The sequence below is a fragment of the Gammaproteobacteria bacterium genome, from assembly GCA_016705365.1.
GTDB lineage: Bacteria > Pseudomonadota > Gammaproteobacteria > Pseudomonadales > UBA5518 > UBA5518.
In genome coordinates this window covers 1305661-1322064 of the sequence record JADIYI010000008.1, presented here as the reverse complement: position 1 = coordinate 1322064, position 16404 = coordinate 1305661, and the positions used below count along the sequence as shown (strand labels likewise).

Here is a 16404-nt window from a genome sequence, read left to right as displayed (position 1 = left end):
CCGTTGCAGGGCTAAGTTAAAGTAATTTCTTCTATTCAAGAATATTTTATTATTTTTATTCCTGTTCTTATCAAGAATGGGAATAAGAAAAGAGTTTGCAGAGCCAGCCTGTAAGCCGGGTTCTGTCGTGGACAGTCATTCATCTGGGACGTGCGTCACCGCACGCCTCTAGCGACCTACCCGAACCCTGTGCGGGCCGCACAGAAGGGTTCCTATTTGGTCTTGCTCCGAGTGGGGTTTACCATCGCCACGCCTGTTGCCAGCCGCGCGGTGCGCTCTTACCGCACCATTTCACCCTTGCCTGCCACAGGCGCCCGAAGACGCACGCGACATCGGCGGTTTGCTTTCTGTTGCACTTTCCGTAGGTTCACACCCCCCAGGCGTTACCTGGCACTCTGCCCTGTGGAGCCCGGACTTTCCTCCCCGCACCAAACCCTGGCGCCACGAACCGCCATGCATCATGGCGCCAGGGTTTGGTGCGAAGCGACTGCCCGGCCGACTCTGCGCCGCGAGTATAGCACCGTGATCAACCATCGCAGCGCAGCTCCAGCGCCGCGCGGTAGAGTTCGTTGCGCGGGCGTCCGCTGATCTCCACGGCGCATGCCACCGCTTCCTTGAGCGGCAAACGGGCAAGCAGCGCCCGCAACAGGCTGTTGACCTCGACCGCCACGCCTGCGGCATTGACCGCCGGCGCACCGTGCACCAGCAACACGATCTCGCCGAGTTGCTGCTCGGGATCGGCCGCCACCCGCGTCACCAGTTCCGCCAGCGATCCGCACAACAGCGTTTCATGCACCTTGGTCAGTTCGCGCGCGACCACCGCCGCGCGCCCCTCCCCGAAGGCACCGACCATGTCACGCAACGACGCAAGCACGCGTCTCGGGGATTCGTAAAAGATCATCGTGCGCGTCTCGCCGCCGAGTTCCTCGAGCCGCGCACGCCTGCCCTCGGCGCGCGCCGCCAGAAAACCCTCGAACACGAAACGGTCCGATGGCAGGCCCGCGACACTCAGCGCCGCCATCGCGGCGCAAGGACCAGGCACCGCCACCACCCGCACCCCCGCATCCAGGGCAGCGCGCACCAGGCGATAGCCGGGATCCGATACCAGTGGCGTGCCGGCATCCGATACCAACGCGATGTTCTGGCCACGGAGCAGTTTCTCGAGCAGCGATTGCAGCCGCCGCGCATCACTGTGATCGTGGTACGCAAGCACTGGTCGGGAAACGCCGAGATGTGCCAGCAACCGCTTGCAGCGCCGCGTGTCTTCGGCAGCAATCAGATCGACGTCTCCAAGCACCTGTGCGGCGCGCGCGGAGAGGTCGCCCGGATTGCCGATCGGCGTGGCCACGATGTACAGCAAGAGCGACCTCCGTGCAGAAACCTGTCACGCGCCGTCACAAGGAATTTCCCGGCGCGGCAGCGTGCCTGTTTGCGCTAGTATACCGGCCATGAAACATACTGCCCGACCGTCACTGCTGCTCGGCATCGCGCTGCTGATGTGTGCCTGCTCGCAACAGCCGGACCGCCCCCCGAAGGAAGCAGCGTCACCGGTCGTGGTTGCGCCGGCACCCCAGACACCCGTGGACGAGGTGCAGCGCCTGCTCGCGCGGGCCGCACGAAGCGATCCGGCCACCGCCAACGATCTGCGGCTGGATGCCGCGACCGAGCTGGCGGATCGCGGCGACACCGTGCGCGCACGCGAGTTGCTCGCCAGCATCGAGGGCGCCCGGCTCGAAGGTCCGCAATGGGTGCGCCATCAGGTGCTTCTCGCGCGCATCGATATCGAGGACGCCGCTCCCGCCACTGCGCTGGCACGACTCGACAACCCGGCGATGCAGACCGAAAGTGCCGGTATCACGCGTGCCACGCAGGTGGATCTGGCGCTGGTGCGAGCGGATGCGCTGCAAGCGCTGAACCGGCCGGTTGAAAGCGCCCGCGAACGAAGCCTGATCCAGGCCTGGATGAGTGACGAACAGCAGCGTCGCGCGAATGCGCGCGCGATACTCGCAACGCTGTCTCAGGTCGACATGGGCGAGCTCGGGCACGAGATCGGCAGCGCCACGAGCGACGACTGGCGCGGATGGCTCGAACTGGCCAGCATCTGGCGTGATCTGCGCCCTGGACCCAACGCACAGCGAGCCGAACTGCAGAACTGGCAACAGCGCAATGCGCTGATCCCCTCGCTCGAACCGGCTTATCGCGAGCTGGCTCCGGAAATCCTCGAGCGCATAAAGCAGCCGCGCCGGATTGCCTTGCTGCTGCCCCTGGGAGGCGCGGCGGGCGCTGGTGCACACGCAGTGCTGCACGGGTACCTTGCCGAGCACTATCGCCAGCTGCAAGCAGGCGAATCCGCACCACCGTTCGCCGTGATCGACACCACGAGTACCGAAGGCGGTTTCCCTGCCGCCTACAACGCCGCCGTCAGCGACGGTGCAGAATTGGTGATTGGGCCTCTGCTGAAGGAGGATCTGCAGGCGTTTGCGGGGAACCTCGAGCTGCAGGTACCGACAATTGCGCTGAATTTCGACAACGAGAATCCGCTTGCACTACCGAAACTGTACCAGTTCGGTCTCGACGCCGGCGACGAGGTCGCGCAGCTTGCGCGGGAAGCCGACAACCGCAACCTGCACCGCACGCTGCTGCTGGCGGATGCCTCGCCACGCGCGCGCAGGCAGGTCGAGGACTTCAACAAGCAATGGCGGGCGCGAAACGGGGTGGTGCTGGACACCCTTTACCTTGGGGATCTGAACGACTATCGAGTACAGCTGGAGCGTACGTTGCTGGTTGCACAGAGTCGCGAGCGCAGCGATATGCTGGCGCGCACACTCGGCTTCAAATTCGAGTCCGAGCCACGGCGCCGGCAGGATCTGGACTTCGCGGTGCTGCTTGCAGACCCGGTTGCCGCGCGCTCCGTGCGCCCGCTGCTGTCGTTTCTTTACGCGGGCGATCTGCCCCTCTGGGCAACCAGCGAATCCAATGCAGCGGTGGCAGGCAACCGCTCTGACCAGGACCTGGAGGCACTGCGCTTCATCGACATGCCCTGGTTCTCCAGCGCCGAGGCCACGCTGCGGCGATCCATTCAGGCCGCCGGCTATTCGGGTGCGATCGAGCGACTGGTGGCGCTTGGCGTCGACGCAAGTCGACTGCAATCACGGGTGGGCCTGCTCACCTGGCTGAATGAGGCGGGGCTCGGCGGCGCAACCGGCGAACTCAGCCTCGATACCCAGGGCCGGATTCATCGTCGCGGTCAATGGTATGTGTTCGCGGACGGAACCGCGTCACCCGAGAAGGCGCGGCCCGAGACCCCTGACCCCTCGTCCACGGAAGGAGGCACGGCATGGCAACCGCAGGAACAGGCCCCGCAGACACGGGACGCGCCGCCGAGGATCACGCCCTAGCAACGTTGCAGAACGCAGGGTTGCGTCTGCTGCAGCGCAACTTCCGCTGCCGCTTCGGTGAGATCGATCTGATCATGCGCGACGGGAATGTGCTGGTGTTCGTGGAAGTACGTCATCGCAGCAGCGCACGCTTCGGATCCGCCGCCGAGAGCGTCACCTACCGCAAGCTGCAGCGCCTGCTTGCCGCCGCCCGAATCTACCTGGGACGGCACCCCGAACTGGGCGATTGCCCGATGCGATTCGATCTGTTCGGCATCGATGGTGGAGCAGGGAACGGGCCACCGATCATACAATGGCACCGGGAAATCATGTCGGGCGAACAGGAAATCTTTGGCGATGGATGAATTCGAGGAACCGTTACAAACCATCTTTGCCGATCATGTCGATACCGTGTACCGCTCGCTGGATACGCTCCAGCCGCTGCTGCACCGTGCGGTTTCGGTACTGTGCGAGACCATGCTCTCCGAGCACAAACTGCTGGTCTGCGGCCAGGGGATGTCCGCCACGGTCGCACAGGCTTTCTGCACCGGGCTGCTGAGTCGCCAGCAGATGGAGCGCCCCGGGTTGCCGGTCCTTGCCATAGGCAACGACTGCGCGATTGTCGGGGCAATCGAGGAAGGCTTCGGTGCGGGGGAGATCTACTCGCGCCAGATCCATGCACTCGCGCAACCTGGCGATACCCTGCTGGTGGTGAACGGCCTGCACAGTGGCATCGCCATTGTGCAGGCCGTGCGCGCCGCCCAGGCGCGCAAAACGCGTGTCATCGCGCTCACCGCGAACGGACGCGACGACGTGGCCTTGCTGCTGGAGCCCGAGGATCTGGAGCTGCGTATTCCCAGCGACGATCCGGCACGCATTGTCGAATGCCAGCTATTGCTCCTCAACAGCTTGTGCGCGCTGATCGAGCGGCAATTGTTTGGTGCGCCGTAACGCTATTTCACGACTCGGAGGGCGGGTTTCCCGCCGCGCGGCTCATCATCCGGTGCGGGCGGCCGTGGCTGCTCCGGCTCGAACACCATCCCCTGCCCGTTCTCCCGTGCATAGATACCGAGCACCGCGGCAATCGGTGCGATCACATCCACGGCGATTCCGCCAAAGCGTCCACGAAACCGGATGTCATCGTTACTCACCAGCAGATCGGCAACCGCTCCGGGCGAGACGTTCAGCACGATCTGGCCGTTCTTGACATACTGCTGCGGCACTTCGACACCCGGCGCGCCCGCATCGACCAGCACATACGGCGTACAGGCGTTGTCCAGTATCCATTCATACAGCGCCCTGATCAGATACGGCCGGCTGGAATTCATCGTCATGGCATATTGTCTGTCACCGGCCCTGCGCCCCGGAAGGCATCAGCGGCGGCGCAGATCCTTTTCTGCGTCGGAAAGGCTGGCCCGGAACGATTCGCGCGCGAACATCCGGCTCATGTAGTCGTGCAGCGGCTTGGTCTGCTTGCTGTTGGGCAATTGAATGCCGAGCAGCGGCAGTCTCCACAACATCGCCGCAAGGCAACAGTCAACCAGGGAAAACTCCTCACTCATGAAAAAAGGTTTGTCGCCAAACAACGGAGCGATCGAGATGAACTCATCGAGCAATTCCCGACGCGCATTCACCACGGCCTTGTCGTTGCTGCCCGGATCAGCGATGAAATCGGCCCGTGCGCACCAGTCACGCTCGATGCGATACATGTACTGCCGGCATTCACCACGCGCCACCGGATAGACGGGCATCAGTGGCGGATGCGGAAACCGTTCGTCGAGATACTCCATCATGATCTTCGACTCGAACAGCACCAGGTCACGATCGACGAGCGTGGGCAGATTGCAGTAAGGATTGATCTCGGCCAGTTCCGCCGGATATTCACGCGGATCGATCTCGATCAGATCGACCGTCACCCCCTTCTCGGCCAGCACCACGCGCACCCTGTGGCTGTGCTGGCTCGACGGATCGGAAAAAAAAGTCATGACCGACCGCTTTGCGAGAACCCCCTTGATATCCTTCCGTTCTCGCATAGCTTGCTGGTGCCTTGTCGCGACCGGACCCGTGCCGGACTCAGTGGACGTCTTTCCAGTATTCCCTGTTCAGCAGATAGGCGAACACGCCGAAAAACACCAGGAACAACAACACGTATATACCCGTGCGCTTGCGCTCGAGAGCCATTGGTTCCGCGATGTAAGCCAGGAAATTGGTCAGGTCATGGACGGCCGCATCGAATTCCGCTGTGGTCATGGAGCCGCCCGCTGTGACCGTGAGCCGCCCACAGGGATTCTCCAGCAGATCCGCCCCCGAGAGCGGATCACGCTTGACCCCGCCGTTATGGGCCTGTACGGGCCCGGGCGAGCATTCGGGCAACCCCTGCAAATCGGCCAGCGCATGCGGCATGGCAACATCCGGGAACACCCGGTTGTTGACGCCCCATGGACGGGCCGGCGAATCATCGCGATAGAAATTGCGCAGATAGGTGTAAACCCACTCCGGCGAACGCGCCCGCGCCACCAGGGTCAGATCCGGCGGCGGCGCGCCGAACCACTTCTTCGCGAGTGGTGTCGGCATGGCGTTTTCCATCAGGTCGCCGATCTTGGTATCGTCGAAAATCATGTACTGCTCGGCCACGGCCAGCGGGATGCCGAGATCGTTGGCAGTGCGCTCGTAGCGCGCGTACTTCAGCGAGTGGCAGCCCATGCAGTAGGCCAGGTAATACTTCGCCCCTCGCTGCAGCGAAGCCTGGTCTCGCAGATCGGCTTCGAAATGATCGCACTGGATGGCCCCGCAATCGAACTCGGCTTCCGCACCCACAGCCTTCAGCGGCAGGAATACCAGCAACCCGACCAGCGCGATGGCACCAAGGAATTTCCACGGCCCCATGCCGCCGTCCATGGTGACGCGAGCGGGCTCCGGCCGGGTTTTCTCGATCGAGGTGTAGACCGGCATCAGCAGGAAGAATGCGAAATACAGGATCGTGCACACCTGTGCCAGGGCTGTACGTTCCGGATTCGGCGGCCTGACGCCCAGCACACCGAGAATGATGAACGACGCCGAGAACACCACGATCGCGACACGGCTGAGGTTGCCCTTGTAACGGATCGACTTGACCGGGCTGCGATCCAGCCAGGGCAACACGAACATGATCGCTATCGCTGCGGCCATCGTCACAAAACCGCCCAGCTTGTCGGGTACCGCGCGCAACATCGAATAGAACGGCGTGTAATACCAGACGGGAGCAATATGCGCCGGCGTCTTCAGCGAGTTTGCCTGCTCGAAATTGGCATGCTCGAGAAAATAGCCACCCATTTCCGGCGCGAAAAACAGGATCGTGCAGAACACGAACAGGAACACCACCACGCCGACGATATCGTGCACCGTGTAGTAGGGATGAAACGCGATTCCATCCAGCGGAATGCCGTTGGCATCCTTTTTCTTCTTGATCTCCACGCCATCGGGATTGTTCGACCCGACCTCGTGCAGTGCCAGGATATGCAGCAATACCAGTGCCAGCAGGATGATCGGAACCGCTACCACGTGCAGCGCGAAAAACCGGTTCAGCGTGGCCCCGGAAATCAGGAAGTCGCCACGAATCCACTGCACGAGGTCCGCACCGACAACCGGGATCGCGCCAAACAGCGAAATGATGACCTGCGCGCCCCAGTAGGACATCTGCCCCCACGGCAGCACATAACCGAGGAAGCCTTCGGCCATCAGCGCGAGGTAGATTGCCATCCCGAAGATCCACACCAGCTCACGCGGCTTGCGATAGGAACCATAGAGCAGCCCGCGGAACATATGGAGATACACCACGGCAAAAAATGCCGAGGCGCCGGTCGAGTGCATGTAGCGGATCAGCCAACCGTACTCGACATCGCGCATGATGTACTCGACCGAGGCAAACGCACGCTCGGAAGAGGGTTCGAAACTCATGGTGAGCCAGACACCGGTCAACAGCTGGTTGACCAGCACCAGCAGCGACAGCACGCCAAAGAAAAACCACAGGTTGAAGTTTTTCGGTGCGTAGTACTTCGCCATGTGGGTATCCCACGCCCGCACGATCGGCAGGCGTGCATCGACCCAGTCCCGCAATCCAATCAACCAGTTCATTATGCGGTCTCCTGATCGATACCGATGACGAGCACGTGCTCGCCCTCATAGGAATGGGGCGGTACTTCGAGATTGGTCGGCGCCGGCACTCCCTTGAACACCCGGCCGGCCAGATCGAATTTGGATCCGTGGCAGGGGCAGAAGAATCCGCCAAGCCACTCGGCGCCGCCCAGGTCGGCCGCACCCACATCCGGACGGTATTTGGGGGCACACCCGAGGTGGGTGCACAAGCCAAGCAGCACCAGGAACTCCGGCTTGATCGAGCGCTGCTCCGGATCGACATAGGCCGGTTGTACCGACTCCTGCGACTCGGGGTCGCGCAGCATGGACGTATCGCGGGTCAGCGAGTCGAGCGACTCCTGCGTACGCCGCACCACGTAGACGGGTTTGCCGCGCCATTCAACGACGACCATCTGTCCGGGTTCGAGCTTGCTGATATCTGCCCGCACCGGCGCACCGGCTGCTCTTGCTTTCGCGCTCGGATTCCACGAGGCCACAAACGGCACGGCAACTCCGACCACGCCCGCCGCCCCAACAACCGAGGTGGCGGCGGTCAGGAACTGACGCCTCCCCTTGTTAACACCTTGCTCACTCACGAGGGAGATACTCCATTCACGGATTGAAAACTGCGCGGATAAAACGCCCGGAATGCTAAAGAATTTTCCGCTTTCTGACAAGGAATTTAGGGATATTGCCGAACCGGCATGGATCACGGGTACGGCAAAAAAAAACGCCCGGGCCAGCGGGGCTCCGGGCGTTCGTCGATTCGACCTGCATCCGCAGGACGCGCGTCGATGCGATCAGCGCTTGGAGTACTGCGGACGCTTGCGCGCCTTGCGCAGGCCGACCTTCTTGCGCTCGACCTCGCGCGCATCACGGGTGACATAACCCTGCTGACGCAACGACGCTTTCAGCGTTTCATCGTAAACGATCAGGGCGCGCGTAATGCCATGACGGATGGCGCCGGCCTGTCCGAAGCTGCCGCCTCCGCAGACCGAGACCATGATGTCGAACTTCTCGTTCAGACCTACCAGCTCGAGGGGCTGGCGCACGATCATGCGTGCCACCTGCCGGCCAAAGTACTGGTCGAGCGGGCGATCGTTGATCGAAATCGTGCCGCGACCCGGCCTCAGGAAGACCCGTGCGGTTGCGGTCTTGCGGCGTCCGGTTCCGTAGTATTGCGTAACGGCCATGAGCGTTTATATCTCCAGTGCTTGCGGTTGCTGAGCGGCGTGCGGATGTTCACTGCCCGGGTAAACCTTGAGCTTGCGCGCCATGGCCCGGCCCAGCGGATTCTTCGGCAGCATGCCTTTCACCGCCATTTCAATCGCCTGCTCCGGAGCTTTTTCCATCAGTTTCCCGAAACTGATCGATTTCAGCCCACCCGGGTAGCCGGTGTGATGGTGATAGATCTTGTCCTTGGCCTTGTTGCCGGTTACATGAACCTTGCCGGCATTGACGACCACGACGAAATCACCGGTATCCACATGCGGCGTGAACTCCGGCTTGTGCTTGCCACGCAGGTGCGAGGCGATGGCACTGGCCAGGCGACCGAGCGTCTTGCCACTGGCATCGACCACGAACCAGCTGTGCTCGATTTCGCCGGGTTTGGCGGAATAGGTTTTCATCGGATAAAGCCTCGACGGGATGAGCCCGGAAAAGGGGGCGAATACTACACCATTGCTTTTCGGCCGGGCAACACCGGTGCCGGGAATTTTCACACCGCAAGCCGCAATCAGGGCCGGTGGGGACGCCCCAGGTATTCGTGCGACTGCATCTCCATCAGCCGGCTCACGGTGCGCTGGAACTCGAAAGCAAGATGCGTGGCCTGGTAAAGCTCCGCGAGCGGCGCCGCGGCCGACAACACCAGTTTCACGTTGCGATCGTAGAATTCGTCGACCAGGTTGACGAATCGCCGCGCCTGGTCGTCCTGCTCGGCGCGGAATACCGGCACATTGCTGATCAGCACGGCGTGGAACACCCGGGCCAGCTCGATATAGTCGTTCTGGCTGCGCGGACCGTCGCACAACTCGGCAAACTCGAACCAGACCACGTCATCGGCGCAATAGCGCGTGACGATCGTCCGGCCCTCGACCTCCAGCACCTGGCCTTTGGTGGCGGGTTCCGGTGCCAGGCTGTTGAAGCTGTCCATCAGGCTCTCGTCGGCGCGCTCGTCGAGCGGGCAATGAAAGAGCTCCGCCTGCTCGAGCAGGCGGAGCCGGTGATCGATGCCGCCGTCGACGTTGATGACCCGCGCGTGCTGTTTGAGCAGGGCGATTGCCGGAAGGAAGCGCTGGCGCTGCAATCCACCCCGGTACAGTCCATCGGGCTCGACATTGGAAGTCGCAACCAGCGTCACGCCGCGGGCGAACAATTCCTCGAGCAGGCCCGCAAGAATCATCGCGTCGGTGATATCCGCCACGAAGAACTCATCGAAGCACAGCACCCGGGTCTCGCGCGCAATACGCTCTCCGAGCAGTTTCAGCGGGTTCTTGTGCCCCGCCAGATCGCGAAGCTCGTGATGCACCCGCTGCATGAAGCGATGAAAATGGGTGCGCAACTTGTTCCCGGGCGCAAGCGACTCGAAAAACAGGTCCATCAGGTAGGTTTTGCCGCGTCCCACGCCACCCCAGAGATAAAGCCCCCTGACCGGCTCATGGAACCGCGTCGCGGCCGGGGACACGCGGGCCAGCAGGCGATTCAGCAGACCGGTGCCCGGTCCTGCCGTGAGTGCCAGGTAGAGACGCTGGAACTCGCCCACGGCCAGCTCCTGGGCGGGATCGAAGGTGAAGCCGGGGCGCCGCAACTCGGCGCGGTATCGTTCCTGTGGGTCCATATGCCTCTGTTTCGCTCGCCCCCATGGCATCGGCGATGCGGAAATGTAGCCACGCCTTCCGCGCTGTGCAACCACCTGCGACGCGACGGGGAGTGGCCCGAATGGTTATACTCGCAGACACGTACACACAAGCACCAAGGAGAGCGATTCTCTTGTACAGCTCCGCAACTTTCTGGCTGATCATTGCAGCCTGTCTGGGACTCGGAACCGTGGCCGGCTGGTTCATGCACCGCATGATGGACCCTGCCGAGCGCCGCCAGCGCGAATTTGCCCGCAAACTTGCGGATACCGAGCGCGCGCTGGCGGAATACCGCACCGAGGTCAACGAGCATTTCCGCGGTACCGCCGAGCGCGTGAATCGCCTCACCGAGGATTACCGCGAGCTGCATCAGCACCTCTCCGATGGTGCGGTCGGATTGTGCGCGGGGGGTGATACCGAGCAGCCGCTGCTCACCAGCCTCGCCGGCGCCGCCCATCGCGGCGCTGCGCCGAGCACCAGCCCACCGCTCGACTATGCGCCCCGCCGCTCGGCCATGGAGCCTGGCATACTCAACGAGGAATACGACCTCGACAGCGTGCGCAGCGCCTGACAGGGCCTGGAGGCGCCCGCGCAACAGCCTCGATCGCAGGAGGACACGCATTGAAACTGCCCCCATCGCTAGGCTGGCCGGTGGCAGGCGGGCTACTGGCCGCACTGCTGTTTTCCGCATACCTGCAGCAGCGCGGGACCCCGGGCGAACATGCGCATCTCGCGCAACGCGGGGTGGACTCCTATGCGACGGCCGTGCAACGCGCAACCCCGGGTGTCGTGAACATCTACACCAGCAAGGTGGTGCGCCGCCCCTACCACCCGCTCCTCGACGATCCGGTACTGCGGCGCTTCTTCAACCGCAGTCCAGCACCCCAGCGCGAGCGTATCCAGCGCAGCCTCGGGTCGGGCGTGATCATTTCCGAAGACGGCTACCTGCTCACCAACAACCACGTCATCGAGGGTGCCAGCGAAATCCTGGTACTGCTCGCCGATGGCCGCGAGGCGCTGGCAACCGTGATCGGCACCGATCCTGACACCGATCTGGCAGTACTCGACATCGATCTTCCCGACCTCAAACCGGTTTCAATCGGCGACCCGGATAGCGCCGAGGTCGGCGATGTCGTACTGGCGATCGGCAACCCCTACGGTTTCGGACAAAGCGTGACCCAGGGCATCATCAGCGCGACCGGGCGCTTTGGACTGCAACTCAACACCTACGAAAACTATATCCAGACCGACGCCGCGATCAATCCGGGAAACTCCGGCGGGGCGCTGGTCGACAGCAACGGCAACCTGCTCGGGATCAATACCGCCATCTATTCCCGTTCGGGCGGCTCGCAGGGCATTGGCCTGGCAATTCCCGCCGACTACGCCATCAAGGCGCTGCGCGACATCGTGAGTCATGGCTTCGTGGTACGCGGCTGGCTCGGGGTGGAAGTACAGCCGCTTCCGGCACGGGTACAGAACCGCGACACCGTCACCACGGGCCTCGTGGTGAGCGCCATCGAACCGGGCAGCCCGGCCGCAGCCGCGGGGCTGGAGCCCGGCGACATCCTGGTCTCCATAAATGGCAAACCAACCCACCAGGGCCGCAGCGCGATGTACCGCATTGCGCTGATGGCGCCCGGAGATGCCTTCGAGCTCGAAGTCTATCGCGCGGACCGGCGCATCAATCTGCGCGGGACGCTGGGTCAGCATCCCTGAGCCCGAGCGCCCCGTCGAGTTCGGCCAGCAAGCGGTCGTTCTCGGCCCGGCTTCCCACGGTAAACCGCAGGCACTCGGTCAACGTCGGGTGAGTGCCATGCAGGCACTTCACCAGCACTCCCCGCTCGCGCAACGCCGCATGAGCCCCGACCGCGTCTCCCGCGACGATTCGCGCCAGGATGAAGTTGGCATCGCTCGGCCAGCAATGCAGTCGTGAATCGGCTTGCAGCAAGCCGTAGACGCGTTCGCGCTCGCGCACCAGCGTACGGCTCTGTTCCAGCAGCAATCCGAAATGTTCGAGGGCCACGCTGGCCGCCAACTGATTCAGTGTGCCGATATTGTAGGGCAGGCGTACCTTGTCCAGTTCGGTGATCCAGCGCGGGTCCCCGACCAGGTAACCGAGGCGCAATGCGGCAAACCCGAGCTTCGACAGGGTTCGCATGATCAGCAGGTTCGGATATTCGGCCAGCCAGGACAGATGGTCGCGGGTGGAAAACGCCGAGTACGCCTCATCGATGACCACCAGCCCGGTGCTCGCCTCGAGGATGGTGCGCAGTGCCGCCTCGTCAAACAGGTTGCCGGTGGGGTTGTTGGGGCAGGCCAGGAAAATCAGCCGTGGCTGGTGGCGCTCCATCGCAGCGAGCATCGCCGCCACGTCGAGCGTGAAATCATCACCGAGCGGCACCTCGTCGAAGCCGACGCCCGACCATTGCGCGATCAGGCGAAACATCACGAACGAAGGCGCAGGCGCAAGCACCCTGCAGCCTGGGCCGGCAAGCGCGGTCACCAGCATCTGGATTATCTCGTCCGAGCCGTTGCCGAGCAGGAGCTCCCAGCGCGGATCGATGCCGAGCGCCGCGCGCATACGCGCTTTGAGGGTCGAGGCCTGCGGGTCCGGATAGCGGTTGAACTCCACATCGCGAATCCGCTCGCCCAGCGCATCGCGGACCACTTCCGGCCATGGGAAAGGATTCTCCATCGCATCCAGTTTCACCATGCCCCGCGAATCCGGAACATGGTAGCCGGCGGCGGCACGCACCTCGGCGCGCACCAGCCGCGCGATGTACTCCCCGATCCCGCGGCTCACTGCCCCGGACTCTCGCAACGGGCGTCCGCCGCCAGCGCGTGCGCCTGCAGGGACTCCGCCTGCGCAAGCGTGCGCGCCAGCTTCCCGAGGCTGCGCGCACCGGCAGGCGTGCAACCGATCAGGGAACTGCGTTTCTGGAAATCATGGACTCCGAGCGGGGAAAAAAACCGTGCGGTGCCCGAAGTCGGCAGCACGTGGCTGGGACCGGCGCAATAATCGCCGATGGCCTCCGAGGTGTTGCGACCGAGGAATATCGCGCCGGCGTGGCGGATACCGGTGAGCAGCGCGTCCGGGTCGGCGACCGACAGCTCGAGATGCTCGGGTGCAATCCGGTTGCTGATCCGCGCCGCATGCGCGAGATCATGACAAAGAATCAGCGCACCGCGTCCGGACAGCGAACGTGCGATGATTTCCGCGCGCTCCATCTCCGGCAGGAGTTGCTCCATGACGCGCTCCACCCGGTCGAGAAACGCGGCATCGGGGCTGATCAGTATCGCCTGCGCGTTCTCGTCATGCTCGGCCTGCGAGAACAGATCGAGACAGATCCATCGCGGATCGGTCGCGCCGTCGCAGATCACCACGATCTCGGACGGCCCCGCAATCATGTCGATACCCACCCGTCCGAACAGCTGCCTCTTGGCTTCGGCCACGTAGACATTGCCGGGACCCACGATCTTGTCGACGCGCGGCACCACGGCAGTGCCGAACGCAAGCGCCGCAATGGCTTGCGCGCCACCGACCTCGAACACGCGGTCGACACCCGCGATGCTTGCCGCCGCCAGCACCACGTCGCTCAATTTGCCGTGCGGTGCCGGCACGGTCATGACCAGTTGTCCGACACCGGCAACCCGGGCCGGGATGCAGTTCATCAGCACCGAGGAGGGATAACTCGCCTTGCCGCCCGGCACGTAGACGCCCACGCTGTCGAGCGGCGTCACCCGCTGACCGAGCAACGTGCCCCCGGCATCGTGGTATTGCCACGACTCCTGCCGTTGCCGGCGATGAAATTCATCGATGCGCACGGCGGCCTCGCGCAATGCCTCGCGCTGCGCCGGCTCGATACGATCCAGCGCCTGCGCCAGCCTCGGCACCGGCACTTCGAGCAGGGTCGCATCCTCGATCTCGCGCTGATCATAGCGGTTGGTGTATTCGAGCAGCGCCGCATCGCCGCGCCGCTGCACTGCATCGATGATCGCGCTGACCGTGGTCACGACCTGTGGATCGCGCGCAACCACGAACTCGAGCAGCTGGTCGAGCGCTGCATCGAACAGCGGGGTCGTGGCATCGAGCCGGCGCATCATTGCCGGCTATTTCCCGGCGTTTGCGCTGCCGCCGCGCGCACCGCATCGGAAAGTTGCTCCACCAGTTCGCGCAGCGGTCCCGGATGCAATTTCATCGACGCCTTGTTCACCACCAGCCGCGAACTGATCTGTGCGATGACTTCGATCGGCTCGAGACCGTTGGCACGCAGCGTGTTGCCGGTATCCACGATATCGACGATGCGTTCGGCCAGCCCCAGCACGGGAGCCAGCTCCATCGCCCCGGAGAGCTTGATGATGTCGACCTGCCGGCCCTGCGCCGCGTAGAACCGTCGCGCCACGTTCACGAATTTGGTCGCTACCCGAACCCTGCCCGGCAGCGCCGTGCGCCCAACCAGGCCTGCTGTCATCAGCCGGCAACGCGCAATACCCAGATCGAGCGGCTCGTACAAACCCTCACTGCCGGTTTCGAGCAGCACATCGCGCCCGACGACTCCCGCGTCCGCCGCACCATGACGAACGTAAACGGGCACATCGGAGCCCCGCAGCACCAGCAAACGCACCCCAGGGTGGCTGGTGGTGATGACCAGCTTGCGGCTGGAACCGGGATCCTCTTCCGGGGCGATCCCGGCGCGCGCCAGCAGCGGCAGGCATTCCTTCAGGATTCGCCCGCGTGTCAACGCCAGCGTGAGTGGCCGTGCCACCGCTTGCAGACTCATGCGCAGAGCCTCCGGATATCGGCACCGAGCTGTTGCAGTTTCTGCTCGATGCATTCGTAGCCGCGATCGATGTGGTAGATCCGCTCGATCACGGTTTCACCCTCCGCAACCAGCCCTGCGATCACCAGGCTCGCCGAGGCACGCAAATCGCTGGCCATTACCGGGGCTCCCTTGAGACTCGGCATGCCTTCCACGATGGCTGTATGCCCCTCGACACCGATACGCGCACCCATGCGGTTCATCTCGTGGACCTGAATCAGGCGATTCTCGAAAATCGTCTCGATGACCGTGCTGCTGCCCTCGGCAACCGCGTTCATCGCCGTGAACTGCGCCTGCATATCGGTTGGAAACGCCGGGTAGGGCGCGGTACGGATACTGACCGCTCGCGGCCGCTTGCCTGCCATATCGAGCTCTATCCAGTCCGGTCCGTGCTCGATACGCGCGCCGGTCTCGGCGAGTTTGACCAGCACCGCCTCCAGGGTATCGGAACGCGTCCCCAGCAATCGCACCCGTCCACGGGTAGCCGCCGCCGCGACCAGAAACGTTCCGGTTTCGATGCGGTCGGGCATGACCGGATATGCGCATCCCTTCAGCTGTTCCGCTCCGTCCACCACCAGGGTATCGCTTCCCGCTCCGCTGATACACGCCCCCATTGCCTGAAGACAGTGCGCGAGATCGACGATCTCGGGTTCGCGGGCCGCGTTCTCGAGGACCGTGCGGCCATCGGCCAGACAAGCGGCCATCAACAGGTTTTCGGTGCCCCCGACGGTGACCTTGTCGAACAGGATATGCGCGCCACGCAGGCGCCCCGTGACGCGGGCATTTATATAACCCCCGTCGATCTCAATCTGCGCCCCCATCGCCTGCAATCCGTGCAGATGCAGATCGATCGGGCGTGAACCGATCGCACATCCGCCGGGAAACGACACATGGGCGCGACCAAAGCGCGCCAGCATCGGGCCGAGCACCAGGATCGAGGCGCGCATCGTCTTGACCAGTTCATAAGGTGCGCTGAAATCGGTGACTCGCGCCGCGCACGCCAGCACCTCTCCGTGCTCATCGGCACGCAGTTCCACTCCCATGCTCGAGAGCAGCTTTATCATCGTCGTGATATCGCGCAGGCGCGGCACGTTGCCGATACGCACCGGGTCCGGCGTCAGCAGGGTTGCCGCCAGAATCGGCAGCGCGGCATTCTTGGCGCCGGAAATGCGGATTTCGCCATCGAGGCGGGTGCCTCCGCGTATGGAAAACCTGTCCATCGGTGGTGCTTCCCGCCCC

At 63.5% G+C, this 16404-nt stretch carries 17 protein-coding genes and 1 other RNA gene; 5 read left to right on the top strand and 13 right to left on the bottom strand.

Annotated features, from left to right (window positions below; translation table 11 throughout):
• Positions 1-95: 95 nt before the first annotated feature.
• An RNA gene (rnpB, locus tag IPF49_13740) (RNase P RNA component class A) lies at positions 96-503 on the bottom strand.
• A 23-nt stretch (positions 504-526) separates the two neighbouring features.
• Positions 527-1360: a 16S rRNA (cytidine(1402)-2'-O)-methyltransferase gene (gene rsmI, locus IPF49_13735; protein MBK6288667.1), complete on the bottom strand. Its 834-nt coding sequence runs from the start codon at positions 1358-1360 to the stop codon at positions 527-529.
• Positions 1361-1448: 88 nt separating this feature from the next.
• Here rsmI and IPF49_13730 point away from each other — a divergent pair, with 88 nt between their 5' ends.
• Genes IPF49_13730 through IPF49_13720 form a run of 3 tightly spaced genes read left to right on the top strand, consistent with a single transcriptional unit; the run spans position 1449 to position 4328 of the window.
• A complete protein-coding gene (locus IPF49_13730) occupies positions 1449-3398 on the top strand; it encodes a penicillin-binding protein activator (GenBank protein ID MBK6288666.1) in 1950 nt (649 codons plus the stop codon).
• Complete coding sequence (locus IPF49_13725; protein MBK6288665.1) at positions 3338-3742, top strand: YraN family protein; 405 nt, start codon at positions 3338-3340, stop codon at positions 3740-3742. The genes IPF49_13730 and IPF49_13725 overlap by 61 nt, the downstream gene beginning before the upstream one ends.
• Positions 3735-4328, top strand: a complete 594-nt coding sequence (locus IPF49_13720; protein MBK6288664.1) for an SIS domain-containing protein — start codon at positions 3735-3737, stop codon at positions 4326-4328. Before IPF49_13725 ends, IPF49_13720 begins: the two co-directional genes overlap by 8 nt.
• Before the next feature lie 2 nt (positions 4329-4330).
• Here IPF49_13720 and IPF49_13715 read toward each other — a convergent pair whose 3' ends face one another.
• The 7 genes from IPF49_13715 to IPF49_13685 form a co-directional block, all read right to left on the bottom strand.
• Positions 4331-4705: a ClpXP protease specificity-enhancing factor gene (locus IPF49_13715; protein ID MBK6288663.1), complete on the bottom strand. Its 375-nt coding sequence runs from the start codon at positions 4703-4705 to the stop codon at positions 4331-4333.
• Positions 4706-4750: 45 nt separating this feature from the next.
• A complete protein-coding gene (locus IPF49_13710) occupies positions 4751-5410 on the bottom strand; it encodes a glutathione S-transferase N-terminal domain-containing protein (GenBank protein ID MBK6288662.1) in 660 nt (219 codons plus the stop codon).
• Positions 5411-5450: 40 nt separating this feature from the next.
• Positions 5451-7493 carry a ubiquinol-cytochrome c reductase gene (locus IPF49_13705; protein ID MBK6288661.1) on the bottom strand — a complete coding sequence of 681 codons (2043 nt, stop codon included), beginning with the start codon at positions 7491-7493 and terminating at the stop codon, positions 5451-5453.
• On the bottom strand, positions 7490-8086 hold the full coding sequence (gene petA, locus IPF49_13700) for a ubiquinol-cytochrome c reductase iron-sulfur subunit (GenBank protein ID MBK6288660.1): 597 nt from the start codon (positions 8084-8086) through the stop codon (positions 7490-7492). Before petA ends, IPF49_13705 begins: the two co-directional genes overlap by 4 nt.
• 204 nt (positions 8087-8290) lie before the next feature.
• Positions 8291-8683: a 30S ribosomal protein S9 gene (gene rpsI, locus IPF49_13695; protein MBK6288659.1), complete on the bottom strand. Its 393-nt coding sequence runs from the start codon at positions 8681-8683 to the stop codon at positions 8291-8293.
• Positions 8684-8689: 6 nt separating this feature from the next.
• Positions 8690-9118, bottom strand: coding sequence for a 50S ribosomal protein L13 (rplM, locus tag IPF49_13690; GenBank protein MBK6288658.1), 429 nt, complete (start codon positions 9116-9118; stop codon positions 8690-8692).
• Between the two features lie 107 nt (positions 9119-9225).
• Positions 9226-10326 (bottom strand): AFG1 family ATPase, encoded by a 1101-nt coding sequence (locus tag IPF49_13685; protein ID MBK6288657.1) that lies wholly within the window; start codon positions 10324-10326, stop codon positions 9226-9228.
• 152 nt (positions 10327-10478) lie between these two features.
• Between IPF49_13685 and IPF49_13680 the strand changes: the two genes are divergently transcribed.
• Together IPF49_13680 and IPF49_13675 are read left to right on the top strand one after the other, a co-directional pair.
• On the top strand, positions 10479-10916 hold the full coding sequence (locus tag IPF49_13680; protein MBK6288656.1) for a DUF1043 family protein: 438 nt from the start codon (positions 10479-10481) through the stop codon (positions 10914-10916).
• 50 nt (positions 10917-10966) lie between these two features.
• Positions 10967-12061 carry a trypsin-like peptidase domain-containing protein gene (locus tag IPF49_13675; GenBank protein MBK6288655.1) on the top strand — a complete coding sequence of 365 codons (1095 nt, stop codon included), beginning with the start codon at positions 10967-10969 and terminating at the stop codon, positions 12059-12061.
• On the opposite strand, the gene IPF49_13670 is transcribed toward IPF49_13675, so the two are convergent.
• From IPF49_13670 to murA, 4 genes are read right to left on the bottom strand one after another with little or no spacing between them, the layout of a single operon-like run.
• On the bottom strand, positions 12027-13136 hold the full coding sequence (locus IPF49_13670; GenBank protein MBK6288654.1) for a histidinol-phosphate transaminase: 1110 nt from the start codon (positions 13134-13136) through the stop codon (positions 12027-12029). The genes IPF49_13675 and IPF49_13670 overlap by 35 nt on opposite strands.
• A gap of 8 nt (positions 13137-13144) precedes the next feature.
• Entirely contained in the window at positions 13145-14449 is a 1305-nt protein-coding gene (gene hisD, locus IPF49_13665; GenBank protein MBK6288653.1) for a histidinol dehydrogenase, read from the bottom strand.
• Positions 14446-15126, bottom strand: a complete 681-nt coding sequence (locus tag IPF49_13660) for an ATP phosphoribosyltransferase (protein ID MBK6288652.1) — start codon at positions 15124-15126, stop codon at positions 14446-14448. Before IPF49_13660 ends, hisD begins: the two co-directional genes overlap by 4 nt.
• Positions 15123-16385: a UDP-N-acetylglucosamine 1-carboxyvinyltransferase gene (gene murA, locus IPF49_13655; protein ID MBK6288651.1), complete on the bottom strand. Its 1263-nt coding sequence runs from the start codon at positions 16383-16385 to the stop codon at positions 15123-15125. The genes IPF49_13660 and murA overlap by 4 nt, the downstream gene beginning before the upstream one ends.
• Between the last annotated feature and the right edge of the window lie 19 nt (positions 16386-16404).

Excerpts from the sequence above, each read along its gene's own strand:
- IPF49_13715 (MBK6288663.1), bottom strand. The coding sequence starts at position 4,705 with ATGAATTCCAGCCGGCCGTATCTGATCAGGGCGCTGTATGAATGGATA.
- IPF49_13685 (MBK6288657.1), bottom strand. The coding sequence starts at position 10,326 with ATGGACCCACAGGAACGATACCGCGCCGAGTTGCGGCGCCCCGGCTTC.
- IPF49_13720 (MBK6288664.1), top strand. The coding sequence starts at position 3,735 with ATGGATGAATTCGAGGAACCGTTACAAACCATCTTTGCCGATCATGTC.
- murA (MBK6288651.1), bottom strand. The coding sequence starts at position 16,385 with ATGGACAGGTTTTCCATACGCGGAGGCACCCGCCTCGATGGCGAAATC.
- IPF49_13710 (MBK6288662.1), bottom strand. The coding sequence starts at position 5,410 with ATGCGAGAACGGAAGGATATCAAGGGGGTTCTCGCAAAGCGGTCGGTC.
- IPF49_13660 (MBK6288652.1), bottom strand. The coding sequence starts at position 15,126 with ATGAGTCTGCAAGCGGTGGCACGGCCACTCACGCTGGCGTTGACACGC.
- rpsI (MBK6288659.1), bottom strand. The coding sequence starts at position 8,683 with ATGGCCGTTACGCAATACTACGGAACCGGACGCCGCAAGACCGCAACC.
- rplM (MBK6288658.1), bottom strand. The coding sequence starts at position 9,118 with ATGAAAACCTATTCCGCCAAACCCGGCGAAATCGAGCACAGCTGGTTC.
- IPF49_13725 (MBK6288665.1), top strand. The coding sequence starts at position 3,338 with ATGGCAACCGCAGGAACAGGCCCCGCAGACACGGGACGCGCCGCCGAG.
- IPF49_13730 (MBK6288666.1), top strand. The coding sequence starts at position 1,449 with ATGAAACATACTGCCCGACCGTCACTGCTGCTCGGCATCGCGCTGCTG.
- hisD (MBK6288653.1), bottom strand. The coding sequence starts at position 14,449 with ATGATGCGCCGGCTCGATGCCACGACCCCGCTGTTCGATGCAGCGCTC.